The following is an 18,003-nucleotide window of genomic DNA, read 5'->3' as shown; positions in this document are numbered from 1 at the left end:
CGGGCTCTCAATCTGGTCAGCGGAGGGAGCGGGGCCTCAGGCGATGACGCCGAGACGGGCCCGCATCAGGCCGATCGAATCCATGTCGGCTTGTTCGCGAGCGCTCTCCTCGGCGCGTTCACGCGCCTGGTCGCGCTCGTCGAGCAGTTCGACCTTCTTCAATTCCTCGAATGCCTCTGACAGCAGCGCCTTGGCGTCGTCGAGCTGGACGCGCAGCTCGTCGGCCGAACGGGTCAGGTTCTCGCGGCGCTGGATCGCGGCCTTGGCATAGGTCGGATAGGCGAAGTGCGTGGGGTCGTTGATCCCGGCGCGCTCCTGCTCGGTCTGGATCTCGCGCTCGAGCTCGACCGACATGCGCTGGAAGTCGGCGATCATGCCCTCGATCTGGGTAACCCGACGGCGCTTTTCGTCGACCTGAAATTTCTTCAGGCGGATCAGCGTTTCACGTGACTTCATCGACTCATACTCCCCAGAAGTCCCAAATCTGAACGCGGGACAGAGCCGGCTCCCCGCTGGGCCCCGCCGGCATAGCTATGGTGTGCCGGCGATGATGGCCTGACAAAGTTAGCGTTCCGTTTCCAAACCCGACAGGATTTGAGCCAGTTGCCGGTAGCCGTCGGAAAGGCTGGTCGCCTCGTCCTTGGCCTGGCGCAGGTAGGCCTCGAGCGGCTCATGCAGCCGGATCGCCTCGTCGACCTCCGCGCTGGAACCCGGCCGGTAGGCCCCGAGCCGGATCAATTCCTCCATGTCGGCATAGGTCGCCATCACCTGCCGCGCCTTGTTGATGTAGGGTAGGAAGACGGGGTCGGCCGACCGCGGCATGGTGCGCGACACCGACTTGAGGATGTTGACCGCGGGATAGCGGCCGCGCTCGGCGATCGCCCGCTGCATCACGATATGACCGTCGAGGATGCCGCGCACCGCATCCGCGATCGGCTCATTGTGATCGTCGCCGTCGACCAGCACGGTGAAGATCGCGGTGATGGTGCCGTCGCCGGTGCCCGGCCCCGCCCGCTCGAGCAGCTTAGGCAATTCGGTGAATACGGTCGGCGTGTAGCCCTTGGCGGTCGGCGGCTCGCCCGCCGAGAGGCCGATCTCGCGCTGCGCCATCGCAAAGCGCGTCACCGAGTCCATCAGGCACAGCACATCCTGGTCCTCGTCGCGGAAATATTCCGCGATGGCGAGCGTCAGATACGCCGCCTGGCGCCGCATCAGCGCCGGCTCGTCCGAGGTCGCGACCACCACGACCGAGCGCGCCAGCCCCTCCTCGCCGAGATCCTCCTGGAGGAATTCCTGCACCTCGCGGCCGCGTTCACCGATCAGCCCGATCACCGAGATCGCGGCATCGACATTGCGCGCCAGCATCGACAGCAGCACCGACTTGCCGACGCCGGAGCCGGCGAAGATGCCGAGCCGCTGGCCGCGGCAGCAGGTCAAGAAGGTATTGAGACCGCGCACGCCGAGATCGAGCGGCGGGCCGACCCGCTTGCGCGAATGCGCCGGCGGCGGCGAGTTGCGGTAGGACATCGGCGAGGCGCCCTGCACCAGCGGGCCCTTGCCGTCGATCGGCTCGCCCATCGCGTTGACGACGCGGCCGAGCCAGGCCGGCGACGGCCGCACCTGGCTCGCCGCATTGGCGATCACCGCGCGGCAGCCGCGTCTGACGCCATCGAGCCCGCCGAACGGCATCACCACCGCGTTCTCGCCGGAGAAGCCGATCACCTCGGCGGGGATGGAGCGGCCCGCACCGACGTCGATCACGATGCGGGCGCCGACCGACATCGCGTGAATGGGGCCCGCGATCTCGACCATCAGCCCGCGGACGCCGACCACGCGGCCATAAATATTGACGCCGTCGATGTCGCCGATCTGCTCCGCGAGCGCCTTCATTGCGAAAACCTTAAGTTTCCACGATTTTGCTCCGGCCGCTTAACTTCGTGTTTACCCGCATCATTAATCATTGCGTCACTGTCTTTGGTGACTGAGGTCGCTTGCCCATCAGAAGAAGGGCGAGTCGCGAGAGTCGGTTAGGCCCGTCTCTTAATGTGGAAACTGAACGGACGCGGTTAGGAAAAGCTTCTTCTACGCAATATCTTAGGGCGATTCGACAAAAATTGCACGGTTAGAGCTTGCGCGGAGGAATCAGTTTTTGTTAACCATATCTCGTCAGGATCCGAATCAGTTGTTCAAAGGCGTTTTGTGAGTGCCGCAAGTGCGGCCGACCTGACGCCCGGAGCGGCGACTATAGGGGACTGGCATGCGCGTTTTGCTGATTGAAGATGACAGCGCCGTCGCGCAGTCGATCGAATTGATGCTCAAGTCCGAGAGTTTCAACGTCTACACGACGGACCTCGGCGAAGAGGGCGTCGATCTCGGCAAGCTTTACGACTACGACATCATCCTTCTCGACCTCAACCTGCCCGACATGTCCGGCTACGACGTGCTCAAGCAGCTCCGGGTGTCGAAGATCAAGACTCCCATTCTGATCCTCTCCGGCCTCGCCGGCATCGAGGACAAGGTCAAGGGTCTCGGCGTCGGCGCCGACGACTACATGACCAAGCCGTTCCACAAGGACGAACTGGTCGCCCGCATCCACGCGATCGTGCGCCGCTCCAAGGGCCACGCCCAGTCGGTCATCCAGACCGGCGATCTCGTGGTCAATCTCGACACCAAGACGGTCGAGGTCGGCGGCCAGCGCGTGCACCTGACGGGCAAGGAATACCAGATGCTGGAGCTGCTCTCGCTCCGCAAGGGCACCACGCTCACCAAGGAAATGTTCCTCAACCATCTCTACGGCGGCATGGACGAGCCGGAGCTGAAGATCATCGACGTCTTCATCTGCAAGCTCCGCAAGAAGCTCGCCAACGCTTCCGAAGGCCGCAACTTCATCGAGACCGTGTGGGGCCGCGGCTACGTGCTGCGCGAGCCGCACGAGGCCGACGAGCGCATTCCCGCCTGACCTTCTGGGCCCGCAGAGAACCGCAAGGTTCGCTCCTTTCGACCTGAACCCCGCCGCAAATGGCGGGGTTTTTGTTTGGGATTGAACCGGCTGTCGGCATGCGCCGACCAAGGGAACGTGCAATCCTGCCTCGCGCGAATCCCGACGAACTCCCGGACCGCCCCGACATGATCCTGCAATCCCTCGCCGGGCTGCCGGCGTTCCTGGTCTATTTCTGCACGGCGCTGATCGCCGTGGTCGCCTACCTCTTCGTCTACACGCGCGTCACGCCGCATGACGAATTCCAGCTGATCCGCGAGAACGATCCGGCGGCGGCGATTGCGCTGGGCTTGAGCCTGCTCGGCTTCGTGCTGCCGGTGGTCAGCGCCATCGCCCACTCCGCCAATGTGGTGGACTGCCTGATCTGGAGCATCATCGCGCTGATCGTGCAGATCATCGTCTATTACATCGTGAAGATCCCGGTGCCGAACCTGTCGGCGCGGATCGCCTCCGGCGAAATGGCGCCGGCGATCTGGCTCGGGCTGTCCTCGCTGGCCGCAGGCGCGCTGAACGCGGCCTGCATGATCTACTGAGCCGTTGAGCCAAACCATGGCGCGCAAACCGAACCCGGACTTCGGCAAACGGCGACCGGTCGTCCCGGCGGTGCCGACGCCGCCGCGGCCGGATGCGCCGTCCAAGCGCTCCAACCAGGTCGCGCTGCTCTTGATGGGAACGCTCGCGGTCGGCGGCAGCGCCTACGCGCTGATGCCGCGGCCGAATTGCCAGCCGGTGCCGCCGCCGCCGGGCGTCACCGCACCGGGCGTCGCCACGCCGGTCCCGCCACAACCCGGCGTCGACTGCACGGCGCGCAGTTCGTCGTCCGGATCGGGCGGCAGCAGCGGCTCGGCGCGCAGCAGCTTCTTCAACAGCAGCTCCTCGTCGAGCGGCTCCTCCGCGTCATCGAGCTCGTCGTCGAGCTCGTCGGTGAACCGCGGCGGCTTCGGTTCATTCGCGCATGCGTTTGGCTTCAGCGGCGGCTGATGCATGTTGCCGTGTCATCGCCATGTCATCCCGCTTTCGCTTGCCGGGCGAGCGCAGCTGATGGAAACTCGCCATGGCTCGGCAGACGGCAAGGCAGGGATTGCGTCCATGAAACGCTCGCGCCGCGTATGGCTGAAATTGATGGGAAGTATCGCGATCGGCGCCGCGTCGATCGGCCTGACGCCAAGCCATGCCCGCAGCCACCCTCACCACGCAGGACACGGAGCGAAGCGAAAGTCCGCGGAACGATCGCCCTCCGGCGGCTTCGGCGGCGCGCCGCGCACCATCGCCCGCTACGGCGACGACGATCCGTCGCATGGCGGAAGCTGACACCAGGCTGACGAGCGAGCGCGGTTTTCCCTCATGCAACGCATCGCATGTCCCGAACGCGACGATTGGCGAACGACTGCCGAGAACGCCGGCTTCACCTTCCACACCATCGACGGCGAACGTTACTGGGACGAGCGCGCCTATTACGCCTTCAGGCTGGACGAGATCGAGCGCTCGATCGAGGCGCCGACCGGCGAGATCGACGCGATGTGTCTCGAGCTCGCCGGACGCGCGGTCAAGGACGAGCGCTATCTGCGCCGGCTGAAGATACCGGAGGCGTTCTGGGATTTGATCGCGGCAAGCTGGCGCCGCAAGAATCCGAGCCTGTACGGCCGGCTCGATCTCACCTTCGACGGCCGCGGCCCGGCCAAGCTGCTCGAATACAATGCCGACACGCCGACCTCGATCTTCGAGGCCGCGGTGTTTCAATGGACCTGGCTCGAACAGGCGATCCAACGCAACATCATCCCGAAGCGCGCCGACCAGTTCAACTCGATCCACGACCGGCTGATCGAGGCCTGGAAGAGGATCGGCGCGACCCACCCGCTGCATCTCACCGGACTGACCGGAAATGCCGAGGACGCCGGCACGCTCGCCTATCTCGAGGACACCGCGGCGCAGGCCGGGCTGAAGACCACGCTGCTCGACATCGAAGAGATCGGACTGCGCGACGACGGTCAGTTCGTCGACCTCGACGAACGCCCCATCGCGCTCGCGTTCAAGCTCTATCCCTGGGAATGGATGTTCCACGACGCGTTCGGCAAGAATCTTTCCACCGCGCCGACGCAGTGGATTGAGCCGCCATGGAAGGCGATCCTCTCCAACAAGGGTATCCTGCCGCTGCTCTGGGAGATGTTTCCGAACCACCCCAATCTGCTGCCGGCCTATTTCGAGGACGACCCGCAGGCCGCCCAGCTCGGCACTTCGTTCGTGCGCAAGCCGATCTATTCGCGCGAGGGCGCCAACGTCGAGCTGGTGAGCGCCGGCGTCACGCTGGTCGCCGAGCAAGGCCCCTACGGCGCCGAAGGTTTCATCCGCCAGGCACTGGCGCCGCTGCCGAATTTTTCCGGGCAGTACCCGGTGCTCGGCAGCTGGCTGGTCGACGGCACGCCCTGCGGACTGTCGATTCGGGAAGACGAAAATCCAATCACCGGCAACACCTCGCGCTTCCTGCCGCACGCGATTTTGTAACGCGACGACGCGGTTGCGCTTTCAACCCCGTCATCCTGAGGAGCGCCAACGGGTCCGCGCGAAGCGCGGCCCGATGGGCGTCTCGAAGGATGCACGGCCCCGCTGGTGGCCGTCGACCCTTCGAGACGCCGCTTCGCGGCTCCTCAGGGTGACGGAGTTAAAGCGAGATGTCTCGCCTCACCGCGCAGCGGACGCGACCGCCTTCAGCAGATGCAGCGCGACGCCGGCGCGCGCGACTGGCGCTGTGTTTGGCTGATACAGCCCGCGCCGGTCGGGATAGGGCCTGAACAGGTTGGTGATGCCGACCACGGATTCCGCCGCGCCAAGCGCCAGCACGCCGTCGGGCTCGAGCATCCGGGCCACCTTGCCGAAGATACCGGCCTTGGTCGGCTGATCGAAATAGATCAGCACGTTGCGGCAGAAGATCACGTCGAAGGTGCCGAGATGCGAGACGTCCTGCAGCAGATTGAGTTGGCGATGCTGTACCATGCCGCGGATATCGGCGTTCAGCTGCCAAAGCTCGCCCTTCTGCACGAAATACTTGACCAGCAGCTGGATCGGCAGGCCGCGCTGCACCTCGAACTGGCTGAACAGGCCGGCCTTGGCCTTTTCGAGCACCGCCTGCGACAGGTCGGTGGCGACGATCTCGATGCGCCAGCCGGCAAACAGCGCAGTCATCTCCTTCAGCAGCATCGCGATCGAATACGGCTCCTGCCCGGTCGACGACGCCGCGCACCAGATGCGCAAGCTGCGGCGCGCCGCGCGCGCCTGCGCGAGCGCAGGCAGCACCGCTTCCTTCAGATGGTCGAACGGGATCTTGTCGCGAAAGAAGAAGGTCTCGTTGGTGGTCATCGCTTCGACCACCTCCGATGTCAGCAACTCCGCGCCGCCCTTCATCCGCTGCACCAGCTCGGGAATCCCGGCGAGGTTCGACCGGCGCGCCAGGGGTAGTAGGCGGCTCTCGACGAGATATTGCTTGTCGGCGGAGAGATCGAGGCCGGAACGCTCCTTCAGCAGCTTGCGCAGATACTCGTAGTCCAGCGGCGTCACGAACGGTCTCCCGCAAATACCCGAACAAGCTTAGGTGCGATCTGATTGAGCGGTAGCACCGCGGCGCAGATGCCGGCATTGACCGCGGCACCGGGCATGCCCCACACCACGCTGGTTGCTTCGTCCTGGGCGATCACGCTGCCGCCAGCGGCGACGATGTCCTTGCCGCCGCGCATGCCGTCGGAGCCCATGCCGGTCAGGATCACCGACAGGATGCCGCCCTGCCAGACATCGATCGCGGAAGTGAACATCGGATCCACCGCGGGCTTGCAGAAATTGACCGGCGGCCCGTCGTCGAGCGCAATCGTGGCATCGACGCCGTGGCGCGCGATGCGCATGTGGCGCCCGCCCGGTGCCAGATAGATCTGGCCCGGCTTGATGCTCTCGCCGTCGATCCCCTCATGCGCCGGCCGCTTGCTGGTGCGCGCCAGATGCTCGGCGAGAATGGTCGTGAAGGTCGGCGGCATGTGCTGGGTGATCAACACCGGGAAGCGATCGATCACCGGGCCGATCTCGGCGACCAGCGTCATCAGCGCCTGCGGTCCGCCGGTCGAGGAGCCGATCAGCAGCACCCTGGGCGGCAGCAGGCCGAACGAACGGCGCGTGGCCTGGGCCGGCGCCGGGTGCGCGGCAGCGGGAGCCAGCGGACGCGGTCTATCATGACCGGGCGCAAGCGGCGGACTTGCCGTCATGTGCACCGGGCTGCGCCGCGCCTTGGCGCCGAGGTGACGGATCTTCTGGATCAGGTCGTGGCGGAAGGTTTCCGCGGCGGTGGCCTCGCGCGTGCTTTCCGGCTTCGGAATGTAGTCGGACGCACCGAGCGAGAGTGCCTTCAGGCTGATCTCCGCGTTGCGGCGGGTCAGCGTGGAGGCCATGATGACGACGAGATCGCGCTTCTTCGCCAAGAGCTGCGGCAGCGCCGAGATGCCGTCGAGGTCGGGCATCTCGATATCGAGCACCGCGACATCGGGGTTGATGCGCTCGAGCTGGTTGACGGCATCGAGGCCGGTGCGCAGCGAGGCGACGACCTCCATGTCGGGCTCGGCGCCGATCCAGCGCGAGATCATCCCGCGGATCACCACGGAATCGTCGACCACCATCACCCGCACCTTGTCGGTACGGGTCGATGCCGGGACCGCAGTACTTGTCAACGCAACACTCATGACTTCACCAGCGACGCAACACGACGCACAACAACCGTTGAGCCGAAGGCTTCTGCCGCCGGATCGAACGTAGACCTAAATGAGCCCGACTTCCTGGAACTTCGCGGTGACGATGTCCCGGTCGAACGGCTTCATGATGTACTCGTTGGCACCAGCATGCAGCGCGCGTGCGATATGCGCGACGTCATTCTCGGTGGTGCAGAACACGACCTTGGGCTGATCGCCGCCGGGCATGCGGCGGAGATTGCCGAGAAACTCGTAGCCGTCCATGACCGGCATGTTCCAGTCGAGCAGCACGGCTTCCGGCATCGCGCGCTTGCAGGCCTCGAGCGCCTTGGCGCCGTCCTCGGCCTCGACGATCTGGAAGTCGAGCCCTTCCAGGATGCGGCGGGCGACCTTGCGAATGACGCTTGAGTCATCGACAACAAGACAGGTTCTCATCTGCGACCTCTACTTCCTCATCCCCGGTGGGATGTTTCAGTTCTTCAGTTCGGGCGGCCCTGTTCACGCCGCTTTGGCATCGGGCACGAGTTCGAGCACGCGATCGACATCGAGGACGACCATGAGCTGGCCGTCGAGGCGGTGGACGCCGCCGGCGAGCTTGGCCATGCGGGGATCGAGGTTGACCGGATTGTCCTCGCGGCTGTCGTCGGGCAGCCGCAGCACCTCGCCGATCTGGTCGATCAACAGGCCATAGGATTCGCCGCGCTGGTCGACGCCGACCGCCATCGGAGGCTTGCCGTCATCGGCCTTCGGCAGCCCGAGCCGGGCGCGCATGTCGACCACGGTGACGATGCGGCCGCGCAGATTGAGCACGCCGGCGATCTCGCTGGAGGCCAGCGGCACCCGCGTCAGCCGCTCCGGCATGAACACGTCCTGCACCCGCGAGATCGGCAGCCCGAACAGCTGGCCGCCGATCACGGCGGTGACGTATTCGGCCATGGCGCCTTCGCTGGTCTCGGTCTTGCTGGTCATCACTCTTTTCCTTATGCGGCCCGGCGCAGCTCGGCGGTCTGCTCTTTCAGCGCCGCGATCAGCCCGGGACGGTCAAACTTGGCGACATAGTCGTGGAAGCCGGCCTGCCGGCCGCGCTCGATCGCCGCCGGCGACACCATCGCCGACAGCGCGATGATCGGCAGCCCGATCAGATTGTGGTCGCTGCGGATGTTCTCGGCGAACTCGAAGCCGTTCATCTCGGGCATCTCGATGTCGGTCAGCACGACGTCGAAGCTTTGCCCCGAACGCAGCGCGGCGAGCCCTTCCTGCGCGCCGCCCGCGGTCCGGACCTTGTAGCCGGCGGCCTTCAGCACCGGCGCCAGCATGTTGCGGAAGAACGCCGAGTCATCGACCAGCAGCACCGACTGCGCCGAGGCCGACGGGCGCATCTCCTTGCGCGAGAACCAGTCGGCGAACGCCATCGGCAGGAAGTGGCCGACGTCGATCACCTCGGTGGCCTGGCCCTTGATCACCGCCGAGCCGAGGATGCCGTCCTGCGAACCCGCGACCTCGATGTTGAGCCGCTCCTCGACGATGTCGATGATCTCGTCGACCACGAGCCCCATCGAGCGGCCGTCGTCGGCGAACACCAGGATCGGCTGCGAGCCCTGGTTCTGCACCTCGACCCCGGCCATCTGCACCAGCGGCATCAGCTGCTCGCGGTACTGCACCATGTAGCGGCCGTTCGAGAGCTCGATCTTGTCGGTTGCGATCTCTTCCAGCCGGGTGACGAGGCCGAGCGGCACCGCCTTGGGCTGTGAGGAGCCGGCGCGGAACACCAGCAGCGAGGTCAGCTGCTCGCCGCTTGCGGCATGCGCCGCGGCATTGTCGTCGGCAAGGTCATGGGCCGAGGAGCCGGACGCGCCGAGCGCTTTTGCAATCCCGTTGGGGTCGATGATCATGATCACGGCGCCATCGCCCAGAATGGTGTTGCCGGAGAACATGTCGATGTGCCGCAGCTTGGTCGACATCGGCTTGACCACGATCTCCTCGGTGTGGAACACGCCGTCGACCACGATGCCGAAGGTCTGGCTGCCCACCTGCGTGACCACGATGAAGCCGTTCTCGGCATCCGTGGAGGTCGCGCCGTCGTCGATCTTGAGCAGCTTCTTGAGGTGGATCAGCGGCAACAGCTTGTTGCGCAGCCGCAAGACCGCGGTGTCCTTGATCCGCTCGATGCGGTGCTCGGAGTTGGCGCGGGCCCGCACCAGCTCGACCACAGACAATTGCGGAATCGCAAAGCGGTCGCCGCCGGCTTCCACGATCAGCGCGGAGACGATCGCCAGGGTCAGCGGGATCTTGATGGTGACGGAAGCGCCCTCGCCGGCCACGCTCTTGATGTCGATGGTGCCGCCGATCTGGTCGATATTGGTGCGCACCACGTCCATGCCGACGCCGCGGCCGGACACCGAGGTGACCTGCGCGGCGGTCGAGAAGCCCGGCGCGAAGATGAACTTGTGGATCTGGGCCTCGGTCATCTTCTCGAGCTCGGCCTCGGTGACGAGACCGTTCTGGAGCGCCTTGGCCTTGATCCGCTCGGTGTTGAGCCCGCGGCCATTGTCGGCGATGCAGATGATGATGTGGCCGCCCTCGTGATAGGCCGAGAGGCGAATGGTGCCCTGTTCCGGCTTGCCGGCCGCGACCCGCTCGGCGGTGGTCTCCAGCCCATGATCGGCGGAGTTGCGCACCATGTGCGTCAGCGGATCCTTGATCAGGTCGAGCACCTGGCGGTCGAGCTCGGTGTCGGCGCCGTGCATCTCGAGCTCGATCTGCTTGCCGAGTTCGCCGGAGAGGTCGCGGACGATGCGCGGCAGCTTCTGCCAGGCATTGCCGATCGGCTGCATGCGCGTCTTCATGACGCCTTCCTGCAGCTCGGCGGTGACGTTGGAGAGCCGCTGCAACGGCACCTTGAACTCGGTGTCCTCGTTGCGGCGGGAGATCTCCAGCAGCTGGTTGCGGGTCAGCACCAGCTCGGAGACCATGGTCATCAGGTGTTCGAGGGTGTCGACATTGACCCGGATCGACTGGTTGGCGATCTTGTCGCCTTCCTGGACGTCCTCACCCGCGGCCTTGCGGGCCGGCTTCTTCGCAGCCTCAGCGGGCTCAGCGGCGGCGGGCGCAGCGACGGGCTTCGCGGCCGGCGCCGGCGCGGCGACTTCGGTCTCGGTCTCGCGGAAGGCGCGCTCGAGCTCGTCGAGCGAGACCTCGCCCGGACGCAGCGCACGCTCCAGCGTCTGCACCACCAGCGTGCCTTCGGTCGCCGCCTGGGTCATCGCCGCTTGCACGGACGGAGCTTCAACGACCGGCACATCTTCTTCAGCAACGGTCGCACCAGCAGCCATCGCCGCCATGCCGTGCTCGACCATCGCCTCGAGCTGATCGATCAGGTCGCGGTCGTTGCCCTCGGGCTCGGCCTCGGTCGCCTCCAGCCCCGCAAGGATCTCCTTGATGCGGTCGATCGAGGACAGGATCAGCGTCACGGCTTCCGCCTTCACCGGCATGCCGTCGCGGAATTTGCCCATCAAGGTCTCGCCGGCATGCGCCAGCGCCTCGAGCCGCGGCAGCCCGAGGAAGCCGCAGGTGCCCTTGATGGTGTGCACCAGGCGGAAAATGTTATCCAGGATCTTCGCGTTGTTCGGATCCTGCTCGAACTGCACCAGCTGGTTGTCGACCGTATCCAGGCTCTCGCTGCTCTCCGTCAGGAACTCGCGCAACAGATCGTCCATGGATAGGTCCCCTCAAGGTGCTACGGAACGCTCGCCGTGCATGGATAACTTGGCCGGCTTCACGGCGACGTTAATTTTGCCGTCCGTGCAAATACGGACGATGAAGCGCTTCAGCAGTTCGACGACGCATCACGACATCACGGCCGGTCTCACAAGGACAGGCCTTACCACCCGGACGGGAAAGAGGCCGTTCCATCGGTCATCGCAATTTGAACTAATTGGAATTGAGGACCGCTAAGTCGCGCAAAACGCTCGCGCCATGATGACCGCCTGCATCCGAACGCGATCGCCCATTGGTTGAACCCGGCGGGATGGTTAAGCGCAGCCAAAGCAAAAGGCGGCGGAGTTTCCTCCGCCGCCTCGATAGTCGATGTCTGTCGCGGCTACGCTTAGCGGAGCAGCTGCAGCACGCTCTGCTGCGACTGGTTGGCCAGCGCCAGCGCGGACACCGCGATCGACTGGCGGGTCGACAGCGCCTGGCTGTTGGCCGCTTCCTCGTTGGTGTCGGCCAGCGTCAGGTTGGACGAGCCGGTCTGCAGCACGTTGATCAGGTTCTTCGAGAAGTCCTGGCGGATCTGCACGATCGACAGGTTCGAACCGAGGGTCGAAGCCTGGGTGCGCAGCAGGCCGCTCGCGTTGTTCAGCGTCTTCAGCGTGGCGTTGGCCGAAGCGTTGTCCACGAAGTCCGTGCCGGCCACCAGCTTGGTGAGGTTGAGGCCGGTGGCGTCGAAGGTCACGCCCTGGATCTTCAGCGTCGAGGAGCCCGTCTCGTTGAAGGTCAGCTTGAGCTGATCGCCATTGAGCAGGTTGATGCCGTTGTACGACGCGTCCTGGGCGGTCGTGGTGATCTGGTCCAGGATGTTGTTGTACTGGTTGACCAGGTTGGCGCGGTTCGCCAGCGCGGTCGGGTCCTGCACCGGAGCGCTGCCCGTGAGGCCGTTGAACAGCTTGCCGGCGCCGGCAGCCGTGCCGCCGATCGTGCCGATGGTCGCCGAAGCGGCATCGTTGGTGGTGCTGATGGTGAGCGCACCGGCCGCGCTGAGCGAGGCCTGCAGATTGTTGGCCGCGAGTGCGGCGTTCAGGTCGTTGAGGGACTTCACCTTGCCCGTGCCGGTGCCGAAGGTGATGTTGGTCGCAGTGCCGTTGCCGGTCGCGCCGATGGTCAGCGTGAGGGTGTCCAGCGGACTCGCGCCAGCCGTGCCGTTCGCGGTCGCCGTCGCACCGGCCGGGAGACCGAGCTGCGTCGCGTCGCCCGAGCTGAACGTACCGACGGTGAGCGAGTCCGCGGCGCCGGCGGTGTTGGTGCTGGTGAGGACCAGCTTGCCGGTGCCGTCGATCGAGGCGGCGACCTTGGCGCTGGCGCCGACCTGCGTGTTGATGGCGTCGCGAACCTGGGTGGCGGAGTAGTTCGTGCCCGAGTTCAAGGTCACAGTCTGGCTGTTGATCTGGAACGTCAGGTTCGCGCCGGCCGCGGTAAGGTCGATGCCGGTATAGGCCGCGGTGCTGGTGAGGGTTGCATTGGTCGGGGTCGCGGTGCCGAGCAGGTTGTCGGCGGTCGCGCCGGGGATCGCGGCGGTCGTCACCGACGACTTCGCGGAATAGCCGACGGCAGCCTGCAGGGCCTGGTTGGCGACCGACTTGGCGCTGTCGACGAGCTTCTGCAGCGAGGTGATGCCGGTGTTGGCGGCCTGCAGCACCTGCACGCCGTTGCCGATGCCGTCCAGCAGGTTGTTGATGTCACTGGCGCGGTTGTCGAGCGACTGCGCCGTGAAGAAGTTGGTCGGATTGTCGAGAGCAGTGTTGACCTTCTTGCCGGTGGACAAGCGGTTCTGCGTGGTGGCGAGCAGGTCAGCGGTCGACTGCAGCGAAAGCAGGTTTTGACGGACCGATGCCGAAAGAACGATGCCGGACATACTGGATACCCTTCTGGATGAACACGATTGACGCGACGCCGTAAATTTCGCACGGCGACCCACGCCACACTGGTCCGTCCGCGCTACCCGTTCGTTAAAGGGCTGGTCCGTACAAATACCCAGAACGGCCTTGCCTGTGATTCGACCGGCAGCCGGCGCGACGGTTGACCGCGGCAGCGCACGTTCGGCGCCGGACCGACGTCATGGCCGCGAATTTCGTGCGCATGTGCAGGACTTGCGACATCCCGGCGCGGCCGGCCCTTCGCGTCGATAGCCGGCGTTGCCAGTCATCACGATGCAAAGTCCGGCGAGGAACAGAGTTAATGGAAATCAATAAATGAGAGACAAATTCGCGCCCGTGTCTCGCGCCGCGCGAATCGACGCCGATCACCGGTGCCGGCGACGGCCACGTCGTCTGCCCTCTAGAGGGTATAGTTTCAACACTACAACCCTTGTGCAATTGGACAGGCAAGCTATGTTCGCAATCATTCCACACGCCAAGAGTAGGTGATGCGAGACCGTAAGTGCTCCCGCCCTCGGCAGGAGCACCAATGTCCGCGGTATCGCGTCCGCCCAATCGTCTGTTGCAAGCACTTCCCTCCACGGAGTACGCGCAGCTTCATCCCCTTCTGGAAACCGTCGACCTGACCAGGGAAACGGCGCTCGCCGATGCCGGCGCGCCGGTGCAGCGGGTTTATTTTCCGCATAGCGGCGTGGTCTCGATGATGATCAATCTGTCCGACGGGCAATCTGTCGAAATTGCAACCATTGGTCGTGACGGCGTCGTGGGCGCGTCTGCCGCCCTGCACGAGCGGCCGCTGCTTGCCGACGCAATTGTTGTGGTGCCAGGCTCGGCCTCGATGGTGCGTGCGGAGGATTTCCGCGAGGCAGCAGATCGCAGCGCGGATTTCCGGACCCTGGTTGCGCTCTATGAGCAGGCGCTGATGGCGCAGACGCAACAATCCGTCGCCTGCAATGTTTCCCATCCGGTGGAGGCACGGCTGTCGCGTTGGCTGCTGCGCGCGCGCGATTTGTGCGGCAGCGAGGCGTTGCCGCTAACCCAGGAGATGCTGGCGCAGATGATCGGTGTCCGGCGCAATGCGGTTTCGATTGTCGCACATGGGTTTCAGCAGGCCGGCATCCTGCGTTACAGCCGCGGTCATATCGAGATCACCGATATCGACGGCCTGCGGAAGGCGGCGTGTGAATGCTACACGACGGTCAAGGCGCACGCCGAACGATTGATCGGGCCGGAAGACTGACCGGCGCACCGCCCTGCCCCGACTGTGACCGGCCGGACAACGCGAATGTGCGGCGATAGGTCTATTCCTATTGGAACCAAGACATGTTTCCATTGGAACCCTGGCGTGCCAGAATAGGTTGCAACGACGTCCAGCCGCACGTCAGCCCTGGGCCCAGAGACAAGCTTTGCCGGTAGGCTGGAGGTTGCTTTGGAAACGGTTCCTCGATCACCCAACGGATTCCTGGCGTCGCTCTCGGCAAGCGATTTCGAATTGATTCGGCCGCATCTGCGGACCGTCGACCTCGCGACCGATTCGGTCCTGGTCGAGACCGACGAGATGCTCAAGCGGACATACATGCCGCACAAGGGCGTGATCTCGCTGGTGGTCAAGCTGGCAAGAGGCGAGCGCGTGCAGGTCGCGATGGTCGGCCGCGACAGCATTTATGGCGCGTTCGCCCCGCTCGTCGAAGGGCCCGTCCTCAATAACGCCACAGTGCTGGTGCCCGGCATCGCCTCGACCGTGGAACTCGAGCCGTTGCGCGCAGCTGCCGGCCAGAGCCCGACGCTTCGCGCGCGATTGATCCGGCATGGGCTCGCCGTCTATGCCCAGATCCAGCAGACCGCCGGCTGCAACGCCGTGCACACCGTGGAGTCACGGCTGGCGCGATGCCTGCTGCACACGCGCGATCTCTCCGGCAGCAACAAGATCGTCCTGACGCAGGAGGCGATGGCGCAGATGATCGGTGCGCGCCGCAACAGCGTGTCGCTGGTCGCGCATACCTTGCAACAGGCCAATTTCATCCACTACAGCCGCGGGCACATCGAGATCACCAACGCGGATGGGCTGATCAGGACCGCGTGCGAATGCTACGCCGCGGTCAAGGCGCAATATGCGAGACTGCTGAATTGTCAGGAAGTCGGCCGCTAGAGTTGGTCATCTTGCCGCGTTGTCTTCGCGCGACCCCGCACCCGCTTCGCTCGAAAGCGCTCTGACCGCCGTGCAAGCCGTACTTCTACGGCGTGCGATTTTCACCGTCGGATAACGCTGCATCCGCACAGTTGCGTGGACGCACGGGGGAGCCGATGTTCACGTACCAGACGACCGACCGGAAGGAAGCCCGGCGCTTCCGCATGGCTCAGTTCAACGGCCGGACCGCGACCATACGGTCGGCCGGCGCGACCGTCACGGGACGCGTGCGCGCGATCGTCGAAAGCAAGTCTGGCGCGACGGCGGCATGGGTGGTCACGATCGTTCCGGATGAGCCGAAGGCGGCCGCGCCGGCCGCGCGGCTCGCGCCGCGCCTGTGCTTCGCCGCGGAAGACGATTTCTGAGAACCGGGTTCTAACGAACCGAACGGGGTTCTGGATTGCAGTTTTGGCGCGTCTTCTTGACGCGAACCACTCCGCTTGAAAACGCTCTATGCGGAATGCAGCAAGGCCTTGCGGACGAGATCGGCGGTGTTGCGCGCGCCGAGCTTGCGCATGGCCTCGGCGCGATGGCTCTCGAACGTGCGCGGGCTGATATTCATCCGCAGCGCGCCCTGCTTGTTGGAACAGCCGTCGCTGATCAGGCTGAGCACTTCCCGCTCGCGCTTGGTCAACGGCTTGCGGCCGGCTTCCGGCGCGAACATGACATCCGGCGACCTGGAGCCTGCCGGCTTGTCGTCGCCCGGCGGCTTGAGATCGACGGCCGGGACGGCATTGGGATAGAGGTCGGAAATCTGCTTCAGCATCGCGGACACGCGCTCGGTCTGCTCGAGCGCGTTCTCGATCACCTGCCGCAGATAGACGCCATTGCCGGGCGCGTGCGCGAATTGCTGACTGTGCTGTTTGAGCTCATTCATATAGAGCAACAGCGCCGTCACCGGCCCATTGAACTGCCGGACAATCGCGGCACCGGCGTCGGCCTGCGGCCGCAGCGCTGCGGTTCCCTGAGTCTCGAGCGGCTGCGGCTCAGGCGGCTGCGGCTCGAGCGTCGCGGTTCCACCCATCCATGCCGGAAGGCGCGCCTCGGCTCGATTGTCATGTTGCGTCATAGGTATGGTTTACCAATGGTGAACTTGTGGCCGCGTTAACACGGGACTCCGTAAAACTACGGGTGACGCAACTGTGACCTCGGGCCCCGACCTGCCAAGCAGGCGCAGATTACCGCTGATTTGGCAACGAATCTCGCATATTTGAGTCGAATTACAGTATTCTTACGGGACGGGTGGGCTCGGGTGCCATCGGCGAGATTCTCGGCCTGGCGTTGACCTTCAACAGGCCAGCCGTTTCCGGCCCCCTGGTTCCGGATTGAAAAGGGCCGGAATTCGCGGCCCGGCATCGCCTCAGGGGCGCCGGAGCCGAAGGAATTTCTGCAGGAACCGCCCCGAAAGAACGAACCTGAACCACCAATACGCCATTCGTCGGGTCGTCATCGATCATCCCTCTCGGCATCGGGATAGGGTCGGCATACCGCATGCGGGCGCGCGCACCTATGAGACGGTTCACATCAACCGAGCCGCATCGGGTGCGCATTGGGCCGGGATCGGATCAGGCGAATGTCAATTTACAGACCCGACAGGCGTCGCGATGATCGCCGCCTCTCGATCAGCAAGGGCGCGGCCATGAAGCGAGGGCGGAACGGGTCCTGGATATCCTGGATGACGATTGCGGCGCTCGCCGCGGCACTGCTGCTTGGCGCAGGCGCGCGGGCCCAGACTCCGCCGACCAGCGATGCAACGCCGACGCCCGACAACGCGGTCATGCTCACCATCTTCTTCAAGCATGATCAGTCACGCCCGCTCGGTGAGCTCAATGCCCAACTTGAGCGGCAGGGCTTCTACAAGGCGTTTCCGCCCGAGGGGGTCGAGGTCGTCAGCTGGTACGTGATGATGGGGATCGGCCAGGTGGTGACGCTGCGGCTGCCGGCATCGCGGCTGCGCGAGGTCAACCGCGTGATCGAGAACAGTGCCTGGGGCGCCTACCACACCGAGTTCTACCCGACCTATGACTACAAGGCGGTCGGGATCGGCAATCATGAAAAAGCAAAGCAGTAGCTGGTCGCATCGAGACCGATGCCGGGAGTCACGGCCGCGCGCCGGACTTGCCGGTTTTGACCGAAGACCGGGCTAGCGATTGAATCCGATCCACCGCCTATGCGTGGGCCCGCGAGCGCTGGCTCAATCTCTTTGCCAGTGTCCGCAAATCCTCGGCGCGCCCGCTGCAAAGCAGCCGGCTGAATTCGTCAGGATCGATGGAGGCAGGCGGAAAATCGGCTGGTTTGCTTGCGGCCCGGCGTAGCCAGGTCAATCGGAAGAGACGCTTGAGCATCTTCATGGTTGTCAGCCCCGATGAGCGTCATTGTTAAATCGCGGCAATGAAATTTGGTTCCACCTCATGTGGTCGCTCGGCGCGGAATTTCGTTCAATGC

19 protein-coding genes are annotated in these 18,003 nt (G+C 64.8%); 8 read left to right on the top strand and 11 right to left on the bottom strand.

The features are described from left to right. Positions 1 to 36 precede the first annotated feature (36 nt). Positions 37 to 456 (bottom strand): flagellar export protein FliJ, encoded by a 420-nt coding sequence (gene fliJ / locus E2I15_RS00440; RefSeq protein ID WP_137483921.1) that lies wholly within the window; start codon positions 454 to 456, stop codon positions 37 to 39. Between the two features lie 108 nt (positions 457 to 564). Then, entirely contained in the window at positions 565 to 1,890 is a 1,326-nt protein-coding gene (gene fliI / locus E2I15_RS00435; RefSeq protein ID WP_137483922.1) for a flagellar protein export ATPase FliI, read from the bottom strand. A gap of 367 nt (positions 1,891 to 2,257) precedes the next feature. On the opposite strand from fliI, the gene ctrA reads away from it, so the two are divergent. Together ctrA and E2I15_RS00425 are read left to right on the top strand one after the other, a co-directional pair. Then, complete coding sequence (gene ctrA / locus E2I15_RS00430) at positions 2,258 to 2,959, top strand: response regulator transcription factor CtrA (RefSeq protein ID WP_016848562.1); 702 nt, start codon at positions 2,258 to 2,260, stop codon at positions 2,957 to 2,959. Positions 2,960 to 3,126: 167 nt separating this feature from the next. Next, positions 3,127 to 3,531, top strand: a complete 405-nt coding sequence (locus E2I15_RS00425; RefSeq protein ID WP_137483923.1) for a DUF350 domain-containing protein — start codon at positions 3,127 to 3,129, stop codon at positions 3,529 to 3,531. A gap of 162 nt (positions 3,532 to 3,693) precedes the next feature. Here the strand turns inward: E2I15_RS00425 and E2I15_RS39655 are convergent, their stop codons facing one another. Then, positions 3,694 to 3,984 (bottom strand): hypothetical protein, encoded by a 291-nt coding sequence (locus E2I15_RS39655; protein ID WP_155262143.1) that lies wholly within the window; start codon positions 3,982 to 3,984, stop codon positions 3,694 to 3,696. 103 nt (positions 3,985 to 4,087) lie between these two features. Here E2I15_RS39655 and E2I15_RS00415 point away from each other — a divergent pair, with 103 nt between their 5' ends. Both E2I15_RS00415 and E2I15_RS00410 read left to right on the top strand, forming a co-directional pair. After that, entirely contained in the window at positions 4,088 to 4,309 is a 222-nt protein-coding gene (locus E2I15_RS00415; RefSeq protein ID WP_137483925.1) for a hypothetical protein, read from the top strand. A gap of 33 nt (positions 4,310 to 4,342) precedes the next feature. Then, complete coding sequence (locus E2I15_RS00410; protein ID WP_137483926.1) at positions 4,343 to 5,500, top strand: glutathionylspermidine synthase family protein; 1,158 nt, start codon at positions 4,343 to 4,345, stop codon at positions 5,498 to 5,500. Positions 5,501 to 5,677: 177 nt separating this feature from the next. Here the strand turns inward: E2I15_RS00410 and E2I15_RS00405 are convergent, their stop codons facing one another. From E2I15_RS00405 to E2I15_RS00380, 6 genes are all read right to left on the bottom strand, one after another. Then, a complete protein-coding gene (locus tag E2I15_RS00405) occupies positions 5,678 to 6,550 on the bottom strand; it encodes a CheR family methyltransferase (protein WP_137483927.1) in 873 nt (290 codons plus the stop codon). Beyond that, positions 6,547 to 7,713 carry a protein-glutamate methylesterase/protein-glutamine glutaminase gene (locus tag E2I15_RS00400; protein ID WP_137483928.1) on the bottom strand — a complete coding sequence of 389 codons (1,167 nt, stop codon included), beginning with the start codon at positions 7,711 to 7,713 and terminating at the stop codon, positions 6,547 to 6,549. Before E2I15_RS00400 ends, E2I15_RS00405 begins: the two co-directional genes overlap by 4 nt. Positions 7,714 to 7,788: 75 nt before the next feature. Continuing rightward, positions 7,789 to 8,154, bottom strand: coding sequence for a response regulator (locus tag E2I15_RS00395; protein WP_018273268.1), 366 nt, complete (start codon positions 8,152 to 8,154; stop codon positions 7,789 to 7,791). 63 nt (positions 8,155 to 8,217) lie between these two features. Further along, entirely contained in the window at positions 8,218 to 8,688 is a 471-nt protein-coding gene (locus tag E2I15_RS00390; protein WP_155262142.1) for a chemotaxis protein CheW, read from the bottom strand. An 11-nt stretch (positions 8,689 to 8,699) separates the two neighbouring features. After that, the gene (locus E2I15_RS00385) at positions 8,700 to 11,435 is read right to left on the bottom strand and encodes a hybrid sensor histidine kinase/response regulator (protein ID WP_137484181.1); all 2,736 of its coding nucleotides are present in this window, start codon (positions 11,433 to 11,435) and stop codon (positions 8,700 to 8,702) included. A 389-nt stretch (positions 11,436 to 11,824) separates the two neighbouring features. Continuing rightward, positions 11,825 to 13,348 (bottom strand): flagellin N-terminal helical domain-containing protein, encoded by a 1,524-nt coding sequence (locus E2I15_RS00380; RefSeq protein ID WP_137483860.1) that lies wholly within the window; start codon positions 13,346 to 13,348, stop codon positions 11,825 to 11,827. A 551-nt stretch (positions 13,349 to 13,899) separates the two neighbouring features. Here E2I15_RS00380 and E2I15_RS00375 point away from each other — a divergent pair. The 3 genes from E2I15_RS00375 to E2I15_RS00365 all read left to right on the top strand — a co-directional run bounded on the left by E2I15_RS00375 (position 13,900) and on the right by E2I15_RS00365 (position 15,923). Further along, on the top strand, positions 13,900 to 14,610 hold the full coding sequence (locus E2I15_RS00375; RefSeq protein WP_246668464.1) for a Crp/Fnr family transcriptional regulator: 711 nt from the start codon (positions 13,900 to 13,902) through the stop codon (positions 14,608 to 14,610). 189 nt (positions 14,611 to 14,799) lie between these two features. After that, positions 14,800 to 15,519: a Crp/Fnr family transcriptional regulator gene (locus E2I15_RS00370; protein ID WP_137483861.1), complete on the top strand. Its 720-nt coding sequence runs from the start codon at positions 14,800 to 14,802 to the stop codon at positions 15,517 to 15,519. A 155-nt stretch (positions 15,520 to 15,674) separates the two neighbouring features. After that, positions 15,675 to 15,923 carry a hypothetical protein gene (locus E2I15_RS00365; RefSeq protein WP_137483862.1) on the top strand — a complete coding sequence of 83 codons (249 nt, stop codon included), beginning with the start codon at positions 15,675 to 15,677 and terminating at the stop codon, positions 15,921 to 15,923. 86 nt (positions 15,924 to 16,009) lie between these two features. Here E2I15_RS00365 and E2I15_RS00360 read toward each other — a convergent pair whose 3' ends face one another. Next, positions 16,010 to 16,627 carry a helix-turn-helix domain-containing protein gene (locus E2I15_RS00360; RefSeq protein ID WP_137483863.1) on the bottom strand — a complete coding sequence of 206 codons (618 nt, stop codon included), beginning with the start codon at positions 16,625 to 16,627 and terminating at the stop codon, positions 16,010 to 16,012. 606 nt (positions 16,628 to 17,233) lie between these two features. On the opposite strand from E2I15_RS00360, the gene E2I15_RS00355 reads away from it, so the two are divergent. Beyond that, positions 17,234 to 17,629, top strand: a complete 396-nt coding sequence (locus tag E2I15_RS00355) for a hypothetical protein (RefSeq protein WP_240536760.1) — start codon at positions 17,234 to 17,236, stop codon at positions 17,627 to 17,629. Positions 17,630 to 17,726: 97 nt separating this feature from the next. Here E2I15_RS00355 and E2I15_RS00350 read toward each other — a convergent pair whose 3' ends face one another. Then, positions 17,727 to 17,909 (bottom strand): hypothetical protein, encoded by a 183-nt coding sequence (locus tag E2I15_RS00350; RefSeq protein ID WP_137483864.1) that lies wholly within the window; start codon positions 17,907 to 17,909, stop codon positions 17,727 to 17,729. Positions 17,910 to 18,003 lie beyond the last annotated feature (94 nt).

The organism is Bradyrhizobium sp. BR2003, assembly GCF_009720285.1.
GTDB lineage: Bacteria > Pseudomonadota > Alphaproteobacteria > Rhizobiales > Xanthobacteraceae > Bradyrhizobium > Bradyrhizobium elkanii.
The sequence above is the reverse complement of the archived record's forward strand: the minus strand, read 5'-3'. Positions and strand labels throughout refer to the sequence as shown.